General features: G+C 69.4%; 20 protein-coding genes. 8 read left to right on the forward strand and 12 right to left on the reverse strand.

Annotated features, from left to right (window positions below; translation table 11 throughout):
- Positions 1-4 precede the first annotated feature (4 nt).
- The 5 genes from JNB61_RS10595 to JNB61_RS10615 all read right to left on the reverse strand — a co-directional run bounded on the left by JNB61_RS10595 (position 5) and on the right by JNB61_RS10615 (position 3440).
- Positions 5-856 carry a cytochrome c biogenesis CcdA family protein gene (locus JNB61_RS10595; protein WP_220290520.1) on the reverse strand — a complete coding sequence of 284 codons (852 nt, stop codon included), beginning with the start codon at positions 854-856 and terminating at the stop codon, positions 5-7.
- Positions 853-1464 carry a TlpA family protein disulfide reductase gene (locus JNB61_RS10600; protein WP_220339593.1) on the reverse strand — a complete coding sequence of 204 codons (612 nt, stop codon included), beginning with the start codon at positions 1462-1464 and terminating at the stop codon, positions 853-855. The genes JNB61_RS10595 and JNB61_RS10600 overlap by 4 nt, the downstream gene beginning before the upstream one ends.
- Positions 1461-2090: a histidine phosphatase family protein gene (locus tag JNB61_RS10605; protein WP_220339594.1), complete on the reverse strand. Its 630-nt coding sequence runs from the start codon at positions 2088-2090 to the stop codon at positions 1461-1463. Before JNB61_RS10605 ends, JNB61_RS10600 begins: the two co-directional genes overlap by 4 nt.
- A 77-nt stretch (positions 2091-2167) precedes the next feature.
- Positions 2168-2845: a DedA family protein gene (locus JNB61_RS10610; RefSeq protein ID WP_220290526.1), complete on the reverse strand. Its 678-nt coding sequence runs from the start codon at positions 2843-2845 to the stop codon at positions 2168-2170.
- A gap of 145 nt (positions 2846-2990) precedes the next feature.
- On the reverse strand, positions 2991-3440 hold the full coding sequence (locus JNB61_RS10615) for a DUF6264 family protein (RefSeq protein WP_220290527.1): 450 nt from the start codon (positions 3438-3440) through the stop codon (positions 2991-2993).
- Positions 3441-3512: 72 nt separating this feature from the next.
- Between JNB61_RS10615 and aspS the strand changes: the two genes are divergently transcribed.
- Positions 3513-4853 carry an aspartate--tRNA(Asn) ligase gene (gene aspS / locus JNB61_RS10620; RefSeq protein ID WP_220339595.1) on the forward strand — a complete coding sequence of 447 codons (1341 nt, stop codon included), beginning with the start codon at positions 3513-3515 and terminating at the stop codon, positions 4851-4853.
- Between the two features lie 246 nt (positions 4854-5099).
- Here the strand turns inward: aspS and JNB61_RS10625 are convergent, their stop codons facing one another.
- The 5 genes from JNB61_RS10625 to JNB61_RS10645 all read right to left on the reverse strand — a co-directional run bounded on the left by JNB61_RS10625 (position 5100) and on the right by JNB61_RS10645 (position 7150).
- Entirely contained in the window at positions 5100-5345 is a 246-nt protein-coding gene (locus tag JNB61_RS10625; RefSeq protein ID WP_220339596.1) for a glutaredoxin family protein, read from the reverse strand.
- Positions 5346-5356: 11 nt separating this feature from the next.
- Complete coding sequence (locus tag JNB61_RS10630) at positions 5357-5650, reverse strand: rhodanese-like domain-containing protein (RefSeq protein ID WP_159842195.1); 294 nt, start codon at positions 5648-5650, stop codon at positions 5357-5359.
- 88 nt (positions 5651-5738) lie between these two features.
- Positions 5739-5837, reverse strand: a complete 99-nt coding sequence (locus JNB61_RS10635; RefSeq protein ID WP_003792170.1) for a 30S ribosomal protein bS22 — start codon at positions 5835-5837, stop codon at positions 5739-5741.
- An 82-nt stretch (positions 5838-5919) separates the two neighbouring features.
- The gene (locus JNB61_RS10640; protein ID WP_019182077.1) at positions 5920-6111 is read right to left on the reverse strand and encodes a helix-turn-helix domain-containing protein; all 192 of its coding nucleotides are present in this window, start codon (positions 6109-6111) and stop codon (positions 5920-5922) included.
- 109 nt (positions 6112-6220) lie between these two features.
- Entirely contained in the window at positions 6221-7150 is a 930-nt protein-coding gene (locus JNB61_RS10645; RefSeq protein ID WP_220339597.1) for a TetR/AcrR family transcriptional regulator, read from the reverse strand.
- Positions 7151-7256: 106 nt separating this feature from the next.
- Between JNB61_RS10645 and JNB61_RS10650 the strand changes: the two genes are divergently transcribed.
- Both JNB61_RS10650 and JNB61_RS10655 read left to right on the forward strand, forming a co-directional pair.
- Complete coding sequence (locus tag JNB61_RS10650; protein ID WP_220339598.1) at positions 7257-8150, forward strand: ATP-binding cassette domain-containing protein; 894 nt, start codon at positions 7257-7259, stop codon at positions 8148-8150.
- A complete protein-coding gene (locus tag JNB61_RS10655) occupies positions 8147-8932 on the forward strand; it encodes an ABC transporter permease (RefSeq protein ID WP_220290538.1) in 786 nt (261 codons plus the stop codon). Before JNB61_RS10650 ends, JNB61_RS10655 begins: the two co-directional genes overlap by 4 nt.
- Before the next feature lie 61 nt (positions 8933-8993).
- Here JNB61_RS10655 and JNB61_RS10660 read toward each other — a convergent pair whose 3' ends face one another.
- Positions 8994-9404 carry an ArsR/SmtB family transcription factor gene (locus JNB61_RS10660; protein ID WP_159842187.1) on the reverse strand — a complete coding sequence of 137 codons (411 nt, stop codon included), beginning with the start codon at positions 9402-9404 and terminating at the stop codon, positions 8994-8996.
- A gap of 127 nt (positions 9405-9531) precedes the next feature.
- On the opposite strand from JNB61_RS10660, the gene JNB61_RS10665 reads away from it, so the two are divergent.
- The 3 genes from JNB61_RS10665 to JNB61_RS10675 are packed head-to-tail and all read left to right on the forward strand — an operon-like array spanning position 9532 to position 12049.
- Complete coding sequence (locus tag JNB61_RS10665) at positions 9532-10944, forward strand: TrkH family potassium uptake protein (RefSeq protein ID WP_220339599.1); 1413 nt, start codon at positions 9532-9534, stop codon at positions 10942-10944.
- Positions 10945-10948: 4 nt separating this feature from the next.
- Positions 10949-11608 (forward strand): potassium channel family protein, encoded by a 660-nt coding sequence (locus JNB61_RS10670; protein ID WP_374226639.1) that lies wholly within the window; start codon positions 10949-10951, stop codon positions 11606-11608.
- 48 nt (positions 11609-11656) lie between these two features.
- The gene (locus JNB61_RS10675) at positions 11657-12049 is read left to right on the forward strand and encodes a YybH family protein (RefSeq protein WP_220339600.1); all 393 of its coding nucleotides are present in this window, start codon (positions 11657-11659) and stop codon (positions 12047-12049) included.
- Here the strand turns inward: JNB61_RS10675 and proC are convergent.
- Complete coding sequence (gene proC / locus JNB61_RS10680; RefSeq protein ID WP_220339601.1) at positions 12046-12891, reverse strand: pyrroline-5-carboxylate reductase; 846 nt, start codon at positions 12889-12891, stop codon at positions 12046-12048. The genes JNB61_RS10675 and proC overlap by 4 nt on opposite strands.
- A gap of 106 nt (positions 12892-12997) precedes the next feature.
- On the opposite strand from proC, the gene JNB61_RS10685 reads away from it, so the two are divergent.
- Positions 12998-13405 carry an ArsR/SmtB family transcription factor gene (locus JNB61_RS10685; protein WP_220339602.1) on the forward strand — a complete coding sequence of 136 codons (408 nt, stop codon included), beginning with the start codon at positions 12998-13000 and terminating at the stop codon, positions 13403-13405.
- 1 nt (position 13406) lies between these two features.
- Positions 13407-14078, forward strand: coding sequence for an SRPBCC domain-containing protein (locus tag JNB61_RS10690; RefSeq protein WP_220339603.1), 672 nt, complete (start codon positions 13407-13409; stop codon positions 14076-14078).
- The last annotated feature ends 116 nt before the right edge of the window (positions 14079-14194 follow it).

Consider the following 14194-nt stretch of genomic DNA (forward strand, 5'->3'; position numbering starts at 1 on the left):
AGCGTCAGAGCGGGGCCGGGACACTGGCGAACACCCCCTGGAGCTGGGCCATCACGGCGGTCCAGACGCCGGTCACCATGAGCAGGCCCAGCACGATGAGCAGGGCGCCGCCGATGAGGTTGACCACGCGGATGTGGCGGCGCACGAACGACACCGAGCGCGTCGCCCAGCCGAACCCGAGGGTGAGGAGCAGGAACGGGATGCCGAGCCCCAGCGAGTACGCGACGCCCAGCAGCGCCGCCCGCGCGGCGGAGCCCGAGTCGAAGGCCATGGTCAGGATCACCGCGAGGGTCGGTCCGATGCAGGGAGCCCAGCCGATGCCGAGCGCGATCCCCAGCAGCGGCGCACCGATGAGGCCGAGGTTGCCCCGCACCTGCGGACGCGCGATGCGCTGCGCGAGGCCGAACCACCCGATGAAGACGAGGCCCATCGCGATGATGACCACGCCGAGGATGCGCGTGATGAGGTCCTGGTACTCGAGCAGGAATCGGCCCAGCGTTCCGCCGAGCATCGCCATGCTGACGAAGACCACCGTGAACCCGGCGATGAACAGGAGCACGCCGAGCACGAGGCGGCCGCGTGCGGGTGCCTCGGTCGCAGCGGCCGTCTCCGTCGTCGTCACAGGCTTCGCAGAATCGTCACCGCCACGCAGGTTCGCCGCCGAATCCTCCGAGGAACGCGCGATCTTGCGAACCCTGGGAGCCGGGCGAGCGCTCACCGCACCGCCGATGAACCCGAGATACCCCGGAACCAGCGGGAGCACGCAGGGCGACAGGAACGAGATGGCTCCGGCGAGGATCGCGATCGGGACGGCGATCAGGAGCGACCCGTCGGCGACGAGGGCGCCCACGTTCACGACTCCTCCAGGGTGTCGCGCACGATCGTCTCGAGGATCGACGCCTCTTCGATCTGGCCGACCAGGCGCGCGGCGACACGGCCCTGCTTGTCGAGCACGATCGTGACCGGCACGGCGTTGAGCGGGGTCTCTCCCGCAAAGGCGAGCTTGATCGAGCCGTCCTCGGTCGCCAGCGCACTGGGGTACTCCACCCCGTACTTCTCGGCGAACGCCTGCGACGCCGCAGCGCCGTCGTACAGGTTCACCCCGAGGAACGACACGCCCTGGTCCGCGAACTCCGCATCGACCGCGGCGAGCTCCGGAGCCTCGACACGGCACGGCGCGCAGCCGGCGTACCAGAAGTTCACGACGAGCACCTCGCCCGCGTAGTCGGCGCTCGAGGTCGAGCCGCCGGTGTCGAGGACGCCCTCGAACTCGACCGGCTCGGTGCGGTCCTCGGCCGGGATCTCGACGACGCGGAAGCCGTCGGCGGCGACGAACCCCTTGTTGTCGCCCGAGCGGTACTGCTCGGCGAGGGGGTCGCTGGTGCATGCGGCGAGGCCGGCGATCACTCCGACGACGAGGAGAGCGGATGCTGCGGCCCGCACCTTCTGGAACCGCTGAGTCATACCGCCCCCACATCCACTGCGCCGGCCGTCGACGCCGGTTCGGCGTAGGCGGTCTCGGTCCACTTGCCGTCGACCATCTCGAAGCTCGTCACGCTCGACAGCGCGCAGCGCCGCGCACGAGGGTCGTGCCGGAGCGGGAGCCCGGCGACCGCGAGGTGGGTGATCCAGATCGGGAGCTGATGCGACACGATGACGACATCGCCCGCGTCCGCGGCATCCCAAGCGTGCGTCATCGCCGAGTTCATACGGCCCACGACGTCCGCGTACGGCTCGCCCCAGCTCGGCAGCGCCGGCTTGCGCAGGTGCCGCCAGTTCCAGGGATTGACGAGTGCGCGCGCCATCCGCTTGCCCTCGAAGACGTTGGTCGGCTCGATGACCCGCTCGTCGATGACGGAGACGAGGCCGAAGAGCTCGGTGAACGGCTCGGCCGACTCCTGCGTGCGCTGCAGCGGCGAGCACACGAGCGCCGACACGGGACGATCGAGCGACTGGATGTACTCGGCGGCCTGCCGAGCCATGCGGCGGCCGGCGGCGCTCAGCCCGTACCCCGGGAGTCGCCCGTAGAGCACGCGGGCAGGGTTGTGAACCTCCCCGTGGCGCACGAGATGAAGGCGAGCGGCGGGCACCGGCCCAGTCTACGTGGCGGTGTTCTGTGGACCGGCTGAGCGTTCTCCCAGCTTCACCGGTCCCGGCGAGTGCGAATTCAGTCGGCTTCGGGCTCGGGGCCGCCGGAGGTGCCGCGGGAGGCGAGGACGGCGCGGAGCCGCACGGAGAGGAACCACGCCACGCCGACGACGGCGGCCGCGATGACGACGTACTGCAGGATGTCGGCGTACCGCTCGACGATGTGCCACGACTCGCCCAGGAAGAAGCCCGAGAACACGAAGATCGAGTTCCACACCAGGCTTCCCGCCGCGGTCAGCAGAGTGAACCGCCACACCGGCATGCGCGTGATGCCCGCGGGGATCGAGATGAGGCTCCGGAAGATCGGGATCATCCGCCCGAAGAACACCGCCTTGCCGCCATGGCGCCCGAACCACGCGACCGTGCGGTCGATGTCCTCAGGATGCAGCAGAGGCACCTTCGCCGCGATCGCCCGCAGCCGTGCGATCCCGAGCCACGCGCCGAGTCCATAGAGCAGGAGCGCGCCGGCGACGGATCCGACGGTGGTCCACACCAGCGCCTCGACCACGGAGAACGATCCGCGGCTCGCGGCGAGCCCCGCCATCGGGAGGATCACCTCGCTGGGCAGCGGCGGGAAGAGGTTCTCCATCGCGATCGCGATGCCCGCGCCGGCGGGGCCGATCACGTCCATCAGCGAGACGGCCCAGTCCGCGAGGGCGCTGAGCCAGGAGCCTTCGGTCGTCGTCGCAGTCGTCATTCGTCGGATCCCCGTCCGTCGGTGGCATGTTCGTGGCGGCGGCCGCCCGCGTACGGCGCGACGAGTCCACGTTACGGAGGGGAGATGAACGAAACCCGGGTGCTGACCCCCGAAAGCCGATGAACCTCGCGGCGGCCGGCTGGGATCAGAGCGTCGAGCCGGGAACCGCGGCCGAGGCGACCATGAACGCGGCGACGAGCGACAGCACGATCAGGGCCGCCCCCACGAGCGGCACCCAGAACGCGAGACGTCGCTTGACCATCAGCACGATCGCCACGACGACCGTCACGACCAGCATCACCCACGGCAGGATCATGCCCATCAGCCACCCGAGCGTGATGAGGTCGACGTTGCAGTCGCGGACGCCGCACGAATCCGACGCCATCACGAGGAAGATCCCCATGAACGAGGCCAGCGTCGCCAGAACCGCGTCGGCGACCAGCAGCACGATCGTGATCACGAGGTCGAGGACCTTCACGGGCGGCTTCGCCGGCGCCGCGCCCTCCGGGGACGGCGTATAGGCGGGGCTGCCCGGATAGGACGACGGAGCCGTCGTCCCCGCCGGCGCGGGCTGCTCGGGTTCCGGCGTGGTCATGCCCGCATGGTAGCGGTGGGCGAGCCGTTCGGCGAGAAGGCGGCTGCGGCGCGTCACCTAGACTTGTCGCTCGTGAGTGAACGCGTCCTCGTCAAGCAGCTTCAGGGTCTCGCCGACGGCCCGGTGTCGGTCTCCGGGTGGGTCGAGACCGTCCGCGATCAGAAGAACGTGCAGTTCGTCATCCTCCGCGATGAGTCCGGCGCGGTGCAGCTGGTCAATCCCGCGACGCGTCCCGCAGAGGACGGCACGGAACAGGATGCTGCGGCCCTGGCCCTCACCGACCTCATCTCGAATCTCGCCACGGGCACCTTCCTGACCGTGACCGGCGAGCTCAAGCACGACGAGCGCGTGAAGCTCGGCGGCGTCGAGATCAAGATCGCCGCACTCGACATCGCGGCCGCGGCCCTTCCCGAGACGCCCATCGCGGCGGACTCGGGTCTCGACAAGCGCATGGACTGGCGCTTCCTCGACCTGCGCCAGCGCCGCAACAACCTCATCTTCCGCGTGCAGACCACGCTCGAGCACGCCTTCCGCTCGTACTGGATCGAGCGCGACTACATCGAGGTGCACTCCCCCAAGCTCATGGCATCGGCCTCAGAGTCCAACGCGGAGCTCTTCTCGCTCGAGTACTTCGAGGACAAGACCGCCTACCTCGCGCAGTCGCCGCAGTTCTTCAAGCAGATGGCCCAGGTCGCCGGCTTCGGCAAGATCTTCGAGATCGCGCCCGCCTTCCGCGCGGACCCGTCGTTCACGTCGCGCCACGCGACCGAGTTCACGTCGGTCGACGCCGAGATCAGCTGGATCGACTCCCACGAGGACGTCGCCGCGATGCAGGAGGAGCTGCTGCAGACCGCGTTCCAGGCGGTCAAGGACAAGCACGGCGCCGAGATCGAAGAGCTCTTCGGTCTCGAGGTGCAGGTTCCGGCCATCCCGTTCCCGCGCATCCCGCTCGCCGAGGCGCGAGAGATCGTGAAGAGCCGCGGCTACGAGATCCCCCGCACCGACGGCGACCTCGACCCCGAGGGCGAGCGCCAGATCTCCGCGTACGTCGAGGAGACGTACGGCCACCAGTTCGTCTTCATCACCGACTACCACCCCGAGATCCGCGCGTTCTACCACATGCGCGACGAGGAGACCGGGCTGACCAAGTCGTACGACCTCCTCTTCAAGGGCGTCGAGATCACGACCGGTGCGCAGCGCGAGCACCGCGTCGACGTGCTGATCGAGCAGGCGAAGGAGAAGGGCCTGGAGGCCTCGCACCTCGACTTCTACTTCGACTTCTTCCGCTACGGCGCCCCGCCCCACGGCGGGTTCGGCATGGGTCTCGCACGCGTGCTGATGCTGCTGCTCGGCGAGTCGTCGATCCGCGAGGTCACGTATCTTTTCCGGGGCCCGACGCGCCTCGCCCCCTGAGCGCACCCCTCGGATTCGCGAAAGGGCAGACCCTCGCACGCTCGGTGCGGGGATCTGCCCTTTCGCGATTCGGGCAACTGCGGCCCGCGGCATCCGTCTGACGCGCGGCCCGCAGCATCCGCCTTCCCGCCGTTCTCATCCGCCCGAGCCTTCTCCGGATCAGGAGATCTCGCCGCTACAGGACGATCGCGCGCGAATCGTCCTGTCCCCGCCAGATCTCCTGATCTGGAGAACGGATGCTGCCGCTCAGGCGGTCAGCGCCGCCCGCAGGCGGTCGGGCGACACGCGCCAGTGGCCGTGCAGCTCGCCGTCGATGAGCACCACCGGGATCTTCTCCCACCACTGCGCATAGAGGGACGGGTCGTCGGCGATGGAGAGCTCCTCGACATCGACCGCGTCCTCGGGCAGCTCCGCCACGACGGTCTCGACGACCTCGCGTGCGACGTCGCACAGATGGCAGTCGGGCTTGCCGATGAGGGTGACGGTGGTCACGCCCGGCGCCGTCACGCCTCGACCGGGTAGCCGGCGGCGATCCACTCGTTCGTGCCGCCATCGACGTTGGTCACGTCGTAGCCGCGGGCCTCGAGGGCCTCGACCACGCGGCCCGAGCGGCCACCGATCGCGCAGATGACGTCGAACGCGCCATCGGGCAGCTCGTCGAGGCGGCCGCCGATGGCCGACATCGGGATGTTGATCGCGCCGGGCACGTGGCCGGCGGCGTACTCGTCGACCTCGCGGACGTCGATGAGCGGGGTCTCGACGCGGTCGCGCAGCTGCTGGACGGTTATGGACTTCATGACGGCCTCTCGGGACGCGGGCTGTGCCGATGGGAGCACGGATACACGAAGCGCCCGTCCGAAGACAGGCGCTTGGTGCGGATGCCGCTTACTTCTTGTTGCGGCGCTGGTGGCGAGTCTTGCGAAGCAGCTTGCGGTGCTTCTTCTTCGCCATGCGCTTGCGGCGCTTCTTGATGACAGAACCCACGGAAAACCTCACTAGATCGGGGTCTGGACGCGGCCTCGCCGCGCCCGGGAACGGGGCAAAAGGAAAAATGCCTCGGAACAGTCTAGCCGACGTCGGCGATCGGCCGTTGCAGGGCTTCGGTGACGGCGGACTCGGGCACGCGATAGCTGCGACCGAAGCGCACGGCGGGCAGCTCGCCCGAGTGGACGAGGCGGTAGACCGTCATCTTCGACACGCGCATCAGCTCGGCGACCTCGGCCACCGTGAGGAAGCGCACGTCCGGCAGTTCCGCCATGTCGATCCCCTTCCCCAGAAGTGCTGCAGTCACTCTAGAACGCGCGCGACCCGCGTGTAAACACAGAGACTGGTGTGAACCGTTGTGACCTGTGGTGCTCCTGGGATGATCACGCCTCCGGTCGCTGGCGAGCACGCCGATCGCGCGCCTCGCGCGCGGCCTGTCGTTGGAGCCTGTGCGCGTCGCGCAGCGCCTTCTCGGCCTCGCGCACCGCCTTTCGGGCCTCCCGGAACCTCTTGTCGTCGGCGATGTCGGCATCGTCCGGAACGACCCACGGCCGCGGGCGTTCCCGGCGCCCGTCCGCCGTCGCGGCGATGTAGTCGCTGACCCCCTCGAGCCCGCGCGCGAGCGCGAACGAGAAGGGATCCGAGTCGTCGAGAAAGGCACCCGCCTCGATCGCGGCGCGCAGCTGCGGGTAGGCGTCCGCGGTGATGAGCGTTCGGAACATCGCATCCTCGCTGCGGCTGATGGCCTCGCCGTCGACACCGCGCTCGCGCTCGACCCGGGCGTACCCGGCGAGGACGGTGCCGGCCCAGTGTGCGGTGCCGGTGACCAGGAGCATGACGGCAAGGCGCTCGCTATACGTGAGGGGGGTGTCGGCGAGCGCGCTCAGACCGGCATCCATCCATGCCGCGCTGTTGGGAGTCGCCGGCACGCCGGAGATGGGGATGTCCAGCACCCACGGGTGCCTGAGGTAGTGCTGCAGCTGCTCTCGATAGAGCGCCTCGAGGCGCTCGCGCCAGCCTCCCGCCGTCCGGGTCGCCTCGGAGGGGGTGCCCGTCGCCTCCTCCTGCATGAGGAGGATGAGGTCCTCCTTGGCGTTGACGTAGCGGTAGAGGGACATCGGAGTGAACCCCAGGCGCGCCGCCACGGCAGCCATCGACACGGCGCCGAGGCCCTCGGCATCCGCGATCTCCACTGCCGCCTCGACGATCCGCTCGACACTCATCTCGCGCTTGGGGCCGCGCTGCGGGTTGGCCGCCACGCCCCACGCGAGCGCGATGCCCCGGGGAAGCTCGGGTTCGGCTGCATCGGTCATGGCGCCAGTCTAGGACTGTTTATTCCGTAAACAGTGTGTTACCGTCATAAACAGTTACTGGCATAAACAGTTTCTTCCCTACACGATTCGACGGAAGGATGCCGCGATGAGCGCACCAGCCATCCACGTCCGCGGGCTCGGCAGGAGCTTCGGACGCACCCTCGTCCTCGACCGCCTCGATCTCACGGTGGCTCGCGGCGAGATCTTCGCCCTCCTCGGCGCGAACGGCGCGGGCAAGACCACCACCATCTCGATCCTCACGACCCTGCTCCGCCCCGACGCCGGCACCGCCTCCGTGGCGGGGCACGATGTCGCGACAGAGCCCGACGCAGTGCGCCGGCGCATCGCGCTCACGGGGCAGTCGGCGGCCGTCGACGACATGCTCACGGGCGTGGAGAACCTCGTCATGCTCGGGCGCCTCTCGGGCCTGTCGCCCCGTTCCGCGAAGCTGCGGGCGGCCGAACTGCTGGAACGCTTCGCGTTGACGGATGCTGCCACCCGCCGCGTCGGCACCTACTCGGGCGGCATGCGACGGCGCCTCGACCTCGCCCTGAGCTTCGTGGTGGTGCCCGAGGTGCTCTTCCTCGACGAGCCCACCACCGGGGTCGATCCCCGCAGCCGCCGCGACCTGTGGGACGTCATCCGCTCCCTGGCGAGCGCCGGGACGACCGTGTTCCTCACGACGCAGTACCTCGAGGAGGCGGACCAGCTCGCGGACCGCATCGCGGTGCTCGACGGCGGCCGGGTCGTCGCGACCGGCACCCCCTCCGAGCTGAAGGCGCTCGTGGGCACCGACACCGTCGTGCTGACCGGCGCCGACGGCGCGGTCCTGCGCGAGATCCCCACCGACGGATCGATCGAGGGCCTGCGCTCGGCGATGGATCGACTCGGCGACGGCGTCGCGGGGGCCGAGGTGACCCTGCGACGCCCCACCCTGGACGACGTCTTCCTTTCCCTCACCGGCGCCTCTGCCGCCCCCGCCGCCAAGGAGCTCGCATGACCGCCATCGCCCCTCGCCCACGACTGCGCGGCTTCACCGCCGAGTCGGTGTTCGTCGGCCGCAGCCTCACCCAGTCGCTGCGCGACGGCGAATCGCTCAGCATGTCGATCCTGCTGCCGGTGATGCTCATGCTGCTGTTCACGTTCGTCTTCGGCGGCGCCATCGAGCCGGGCGGAGCGTACGTGGACTATGTCGTGCCGGGCATCATCCTGCTGTGCGCCGGCTTCGGCGCGGCGACGACGGCGACCTACGTCGCACGCGACATGTCCAGCGGCATCATCGAGCGCTTCCGCACCATGCCGCTGCGCAGCGGCGCCGTGCTGACCGGCCACGTCGTGGCGAGCCTCGCCCGCAACCTCGTCGCGACGGCGATCGTCATCGGAGTCGGCCTGATCGTCGGGTTCCGTCCCCACGCGGACCTGCTCGCGTGGATCGCCGCGGCCGGACTCATCGCGCTGTACATCCTCGCGATCACGTATCTGTTCGCCTCGATCGGCCTCGCCGCGGGAAGCCCCGAAGCGGCGTCGGGCTACGGGTTCATCATCCTCTTCGTGCCGTACCTGTCGAGCGCGTTCGTGCCGGTCGAGACGATGCCCGAGTGGCTGCAGTGGATCGCCGACAACCAGCCCATCACCCCCATCATCGAGACCCTTCGCGCTCTCCTGATGGGCACCGACATGGGCACCGAGCCCTGGTGGGCCATCGGCTGGTGCGTCGCGATCGTCACGATCTCAGCGGTATGGGGCGCGTGGCTATTCAGCCGCAAGTCCCGGCGACACTGACCGCACGACAGCGGGGAGACGGATGCTGCGGCCCGCAGCATCCGTCTCCTCCTCACGCGTGTCAGCGACCGGGGAGGCGCTTGAAGGCGCTCTCGAGGGCGTGCTTGGCGGAGGCGGCGGCGCGACCCACCACCTCGGCGGCGTGCGCGGCGGAATCGGGCAACGCCGCGGCGATGCCGTCGGGCTCGAGCCCGCCGGAGTCGTCGAGGAAGGGCACGAGCCAGTCGTCGACCTCGTCGAGGGGCGCGGCCGAGAGGCTGTAATAGCGGTGCTGGCCCTCTTCGCGCACCGAGACGAGGTGGGCGTCGCGCAGCACCTTGAGATGCTTCGAGACCGTCGGCTGGCTGGCTCCGAGCTCGGTCACGATGTGCGACACGCTGGTGCCGCGCTCTCCGGCGGATGAGCGATCGAGCAGCAGTCGCAGGATGTCGCGACGCGTTCCGTCCGCGATCACGTCGAAGATGTCCGCCATGTGCTCAGATTAGTCGGGAGCCCAGCGGAGTACCATGAGCGAGACCGCCGGGCCGCCCGCACGAGGACCGTTCGCACAGGAGGAACCCCGTATGACGGATGGCAGGCGCGCCGCCCCCGTCTCAGGCATGAGCACTCTGCGAGCCATCGGCCACGGGTTCATGGAGTTCTTCCGCGATCTGACGCAGCGCTCCCCCGCCCGGTTCGCCATCATCATCTTCCTGTCGCTGATCCTGGTGTTCACCGGACTGTTCTCGCTTCCGGTCGCCGCGGCGAACGGTCAGGTCACGCCCTTCGCCGACGCGTTCTTCACCGCGGTGTCGACGATCTGCGTCACAGGACTCGCCACGGTCGACATGGCGACGCACTGGTCGCCCTTCGGCCACGTGCTGGTGTTCATCGGCGTCCAGATCGGCGCCCTCGGCGTGCTGACGCTCGCCTCGATCCTGGGCCTCGTCATCTCGCGCCGCCTCGGCCTGCGCGCCAAGCTGATCGCGGCGAGCGACTCGAACCCCCTCCGCACCCACGCCGGCCCCGTCAATGAGGGCCAGACGGTGCAGCTCGGCCAGATCGGCAGCCTGCTCGCGACGGTCGCGCTGTCGACCCTGGTCATCGAGACGATCATCGCGATCCTGCTCTACCCCGGGCTGATCGTCGCCGGAGTCCCCTGGCATGTCGCGCTCTGGGAGGCGCCGTTCTACGCGGCGATGTCCTTCACGAACACGGGGTTCACGCCGAACGCGGAGGGCCTCGCCCCCTTCCGCCACGATTACTTCTTCCTCACCGTGCTCATGGCGGGCGTCTTCCTCGGCTCGATCGGATTCCCGGTCATCTACACGCTGCTGCGGCAGCGTTGGCGTGTGCGGCGGTGGTCGCTGCATGCGAAGCTCACCGTCATCACGACCGTCACGCTGTTCTTCCTCGGCGGAGTGGTGTTCCTCGTCCTCGAGTACGACAACCTGCTGACGCTCGGCACCAACGACGCGTGGGACACCACCTTCCAGGCGTTCTTCCTGTCGGCGATGACGAGGTCCGGCGGCTTCGCGATCCTCGACATCGGTCAGCTGAACCAATCGAGCCTGCTCGTCGCGTGCATGCTGATGTTCGTCGGCGGCGGCTCGGCGTCGACCGCGGGCGGCATCAAGGTCACGACGCTCGCGGTCATCGCGCTCGCGGTGGTCTCCGAGGCCAAGGGTCGCGCATCGAACCAGGTGTTCGGTCGCCGCATCCCCAGCGACGTGCTGCGCGTCGCGCTGTCGGTGGTGGCATGGGGATCGACCATCGTCGCGATCTCGACCATCATCATCACGCAGATCACGAAGGCCGACCTCGGCGACGTGCTCTTCGACGTCATCTCGGGGTTCGCCACCGTGGGACTGTCGACGGGCCTCACGGCGCAGCTGCCCGATCCCGCCATCTACGTCCTGGCCATCACGATCGTCATGGGTCGCGTTGGTACAGTGACTCTCGCCGCGGCGGTGGCCGCGTCATCCCGATCGCAGCTGTACTCGCTGCCCGTGGAAAGGCCGATCGTTGGTTGAGCGGATGAGGGGCGATGCGCCCGTACTCGTGATCGGACTCGGGCGCTTCGGAGCCGCGTGCGCGGGTGAGCTCGACCGGCTCGACCGCGAGGTGCTGGCGATCGACGACAACCTCGACCTCGTGCAGAAGTGGTCCGAGCGCGTCACCCACACCGTGCAGGCCGACGCGCGCAACATCGACGCGCTGAAGCAGATCGGCGCCCAGGACTTCTCCGTCGCCGTGGTCGCGGTCGGCTCGTCGATCGAGGCATCCGTCCTCATCACCGCCAACCTCGTCGACCTCAAGGTGCCGCAGATCTGGGCGAAGGCGGTCTCGCAGTCCCACGGCAAGATCCTCGCCCGCGTGGGCGCGAACCACGTGATCTACCCCGAGCGCGAGGCCGGCGAGCGCGTCGCCCACCTCGTCAGCGGCCGCATGCTCGACTTCATCCGCTTCGACGACGACTTCGCCCTCGCGAAGCTGTATCCGCCGAAGTTCATCCGGGGCGTCGGCCTCAACGAGTCGGGCGTGCGCACCAAGTACAACGTCACCGTCGTGGGGGTGAAGAGCCCGGGCAAGCCGTTCCGCTATGCCGAGGCGAACACCGTGGTCACCAACCACGACCTCATCATCGTCTCGGGCACGAACTCCGACATCGAGCGCTTCGCCTCCCTCGAGCGCTGATCCGCGGGAGCCCGTGCGGATGTCGGCGGTCGGAGGCAGACTGGCGGCATGAGCGATCGAGAGAGCATCATCGCAGATGCCCAGCGCTGGCTCGACGGCTATCGCCGCGCATGGGCCTCGAATGACGCCGACGACATCCGCGCCATCTTCACCGACGACGCCGAGTACCGGTACGAGCCGTGGGGGGATCCCGTGCGCGGACAGGATGCCATCGTGGCGTCGTGGCTGGTTCGGCAAGACGACCCGGGCTCCTGGAGCTTCGAGGGGCGCGTGATCGGCGTCGACGGCCCGCTCGCCTTCATCCAGGGCGAGACGACGTACGCGTCGGGCCGCAGCTACAGCAATCTCTGGGTGGTGACACTGGCCGACGACGGCCGCGCCGACGCCTTCACCGAGTGGTACATGGACCGGTCGAAGGCGAGCGAGCCGACCGGAGACTAAGCTCCGGCCGCGAGCTCCTTCGCCCGGGCGAGGGCGGCGTCCGTCGCCTCGGCGAACACGGCTTCGAGGCGCGCCTCCTGCAGCACGGCGATGGCGCGCTCGGTGGTGCCCTTCGGGCTGGTCACGCGCCGGCGCAGCTCAGCCGGGTCGTCACCGGCTGCCTCGAGCAGCGCCGCGGCGCCGATGAAGGTCTGCTCGGCCATGAGCCGCGCTTCCGGCTCCGCGAAGCCCTTGCCGATCGCCGCCTTCGTGAACTCCTCCACGAGGAGGAAGAAGTACGCGGGACCGGATCCCGAGATCGTGGACAGTGCGTCGATCTGCGACTCGGGCACCTCGACCACGGTGCCCACCGTCTCGAACAGGCGGCGGACCGTCGCGACCGCGGCGTCGTCGGCGTGCGAGCCGGCCGCCAAGCCCGTCACCGCACGGCCGACCAGAGCGGGCGTGTTCGGCATGGAGCGGAGCACGGCGACGCCGTCGCCGAGGATGTCTTCGAACGTCGCGATCGTGACACCCGCGGCGAGGCTCACCACGATGGTGCCGGGGTGCAGCGCCGGGGCGATCTCGCGCAGCAGATCAGGCACCATGGCCGGCTTCACGCCGACGAGCACGACGCGGGCGGCAGCCGCGGCATCCGTGTTACCCGTGGGATCCGCCTCGAGAGCGACGCTCGTCACGTCCGCGAGGCCGTCGAGCTCGGCCGCCTTCGCAAGAGAGCGGTTCGTCGTGGTCACCCCCTGGGCCGCGAGCCCCGAGCGCGACAGACCCCGCGCGATCGCTCCACCCATCGAGCCGGCGCCGAGGATCGCGATGGGCGGGAGGTCGTGGGTGTCTGCAGCCATGGTTCCGATCCTACGAGCGGCACGGCCTTCTCATCGGCTTCACCCCGACCGTGTGCGAGTCAAAATAGCCCTTGACTTATATAAGTCCCCACGCAACTATAGACACATGCACGCGCTCGACATCCTCGGCGACCCGGTGCGCCGGCGCATCCTCGAACTCCTCGCGGAAGGCGAGCGAAGCGCCGGCGAGATCGGCGACGAGGTGCAGCGCGAGTTCGGTATCTCGCAGCCCGCGGTGTCGCAGCACCTTCGGGTGCTCCGGGAGTCGGGCTTCGCGACGGTGCGCCCGGAGGGGGCGCGCCGCCTCTACGCCATCGCTCCGGAGCCGCTCGAGAACGCCGCGGCGTGGTTCGACCCGTTCCGGCGGTTCTGGCAGCCGCACCTCGACGCCCTCGGCACCGAGCTCGCGCGCGGGCGGCGCACGCGTCGCCTTGCGGCCGAGCGGGAGGCGGATGCGGCCATCGAGGACCCCCACACCGAAGAATCCGACACGACCGAACCTCAGGAGGAATGACATGGTCGACGTACAGAGCCAGCTCGCCGCGGTGAGCCGCGAGATCGGGAGCGAGGAGGTCGACGGCTTCCCGTCGCGTGTGCAGACGCTCTCGCAGACATACCCGTCCCCCATCGATGACGTGTGGGACGCGGTGACCAGCGCCGACCGGATCGCGCGCTGGTTCCAGCCGATCTCGGGTGCCCTCATGCTCGGCGGCCGCTATCAGATCGAGGGCAACGCCGGCGGCGAGATCCAGGAGTGCCAGCCGCCCGCCGACGGCGCGGCGCATTACAAGGCGACGTGGGAGTACGGCGGCGGCGTGACGTGGCTCACGGTGCGACTGACGGCGGAGGGCGAGGACTCGACCCGGTTCGAACTCCAGCACATCGCCCGCACCGACGACGTGCCGGCCGAATTCTGGGACCTCTACGGCCCGGGTGCGACCGGTGTCGGCTGGGACGGCGCACTCCTCGGTCTCAGCCTGCATCTCACCGGCGGCGGCGGGCCCAAGCCCGAAGACGCCGAGACCTGGGCGTACACCGACGAAGGGCGCGCGTTCTATCGCGGCGCCGCCGACGCGTGGGGTGCCGCGCACGCCGCCGACGGCGCGGATCCTGCCGCCGCCTCCCGCGCCGCCGACAGCACGTACGCGTTCTACACCGGCCAGACGCCGCCATCAACTGAGGAGTGAGCGGATGCCGCGGGTCGCGGCATCCGTAACCTGAAAGCTGATTCACAAGACCTGGCAGCCGGTCTATCCTCGTGAGTGGGCGGGGGCGCAGGGGCTTCCGCAGGACGTGGGAGGCA

Source organism: Microbacterium ureisolvens, assembly GCF_019511645.1.
Taxonomy (GTDB): domain Bacteria; phylum Actinomycetota; class Actinomycetes; order Actinomycetales; family Microbacteriaceae; genus Microbacterium; species Microbacterium ureisolvens_A.